Source organism: Treponema primitia ZAS-1 (assembly GCF_000297095.1).
GTDB lineage: Bacteria > Spirochaetota > Spirochaetia > Treponematales > Breznakiellaceae > Termitinema > Termitinema primitia_A.
Map to the genome: position 1 here is coordinate 1 of NZ_AEEA01000004.1, position 1,126 is coordinate 1,126.

General features: G+C 53.3%; 4 protein-coding genes. All 4 read right to left on the bottom strand.

The genetic code is table 11. The features are described from left to right. Positions 1 to 171 precede the first annotated feature (171 nt). Positions 172 to 246, bottom strand: a complete 75-nt coding sequence (locus tag TPRIMZ1_RS21080) for a type II toxin-antitoxin system YoeB family toxin (RefSeq protein ID WP_081503587.1) — start codon at positions 244 to 246, stop codon at positions 172 to 174. Between the two features lie 170 nt (positions 247 to 416). After that, positions 417 to 647 carry a hypothetical protein gene (locus TPRIMZ1_RS0100245; protein ID WP_010252981.1) on the bottom strand — a complete coding sequence of 77 codons (231 nt, stop codon included), beginning with the start codon at positions 645 to 647 and terminating at the stop codon, positions 417 to 419. A gap of 46 nt (positions 648 to 693) precedes the next feature. After that, positions 694 to 921, bottom strand: a complete 228-nt coding sequence (locus TPRIMZ1_RS0100250) for a hypothetical protein (RefSeq protein WP_010252982.1) — start codon at positions 919 to 921, stop codon at positions 694 to 696. A 10-nt stretch (positions 922 to 931) separates the two neighbouring features. Further along, a partial coding sequence (locus TPRIMZ1_RS18060) for a hypothetical protein (RefSeq protein WP_010252983.1) occupies positions 932 to 1,126 on the bottom strand: 195 nt, incomplete at its 5' end.

The following is a 1,126-nucleotide window of genomic DNA, read 5'->3' on the forward strand; positions in this document are numbered from 1 at the left end:
TCGGACTTTAGTCCGCTGGACCTCATGGTGGACCCCACGGAACGGAAACTGGTCGGCGTCCACGGCGACCAGCCGGTGGGGCGCATTTATTAGCGCACCTTTTTTAGTCTTGGAGTTTCGGCTATGCCGAAACTCCAGGGGCGGGGCGGACCCATGGGGGAAGGGGGGGTATCAGTAATGGTATTTGCAGGAAGCGATGATAACTTGGTCGGCGCTTACCTTGTAGACCAGCCGGTGCTCTGCAATTCAGCTTCGCCGAATTGCTTGGGAGTTTGCGAAGCAAACTCCAGGCCGCCTACTGGCGGCAGGGGTGCGGGTAATTTCAGTGATAAGGCCGGTGAGGCGGGCAAAGACTTTGCTATCCTCCAAAGCCCAGTTTTGGTAGTCCTTAAAGGCGGATTCATGAAAGGTGATGTTCACGGCGTGAGCTTTTCCAGAGGAACGGAGACCAGGTGTTCGCCCTTTTCGATGTCCGCCAGTGCGGCGAGCAGCTGCTCGCGGTTTGCAGGGGAGCGGAGCAGGTATTCGGTATCGGTTTCCGCTTCCCGGACCACAATTTCAACGTCCTTCCCCGGATACATCTTCCGCAGGGTGGCGATAAAATCCGGGGTTAGTTCCCCGGTATTCAAGGTATAGGTAGATGTCATGATAGTTCAAAGATATGAGATAGCAGGGTTAAAAGCAAGGCCATGGTTATGCAGAGGCGGCGACTTTCTCGCGGACCAGCTCGCCGATGATTTCCGTGGCAAGAAAACGCTGTTGGGGGACAGGCGCCGTTTGGGAGGGAACGCCGCCTTTGGGTCCGTTTCTTTCGGCCTTGACAATTTTCGGCTTTTTGGCGATACTTATGCTGTGGTGTAAACCACAAGGGACGCTTTCGAGGGGTTTCTTGGCAAGTTTAGGCTTGCTGGGGGCTAACATACCAGCGCCCCTATTTTTTTGTCCATAAGTCTGTATCTATCACTTCAACTGAATAAAGCCGCTTCCCCAAACCTTCGTCCTTGTATGCTTTAATCGTGATTTTTACCACCATGATCTTGCCATCGAATTCCAGCGGGGAGAAAAGATACCTCCTGGCGGCAATATCCGTATTGTTCTTGTTGGGGTTCATTTCAAAACAAGGCGG

What these genes read in the sequence shown, in the direction of transcription:
- TPRIMZ1_RS0100245 (WP_010252981.1), bottom strand. Translation starts at nt 647, where the DNA reads ATGACATCTACCTATACCTTGAATACCGGGGAACTAACCCCGGATTTT.
- TPRIMZ1_RS0100250 (WP_010252982.1), bottom strand. Translation starts at nt 921, where the DNA reads ATGTTAGCCCCCAGCAAGCCTAAACTTGCCAAGAAACCCCTCGAAAGC.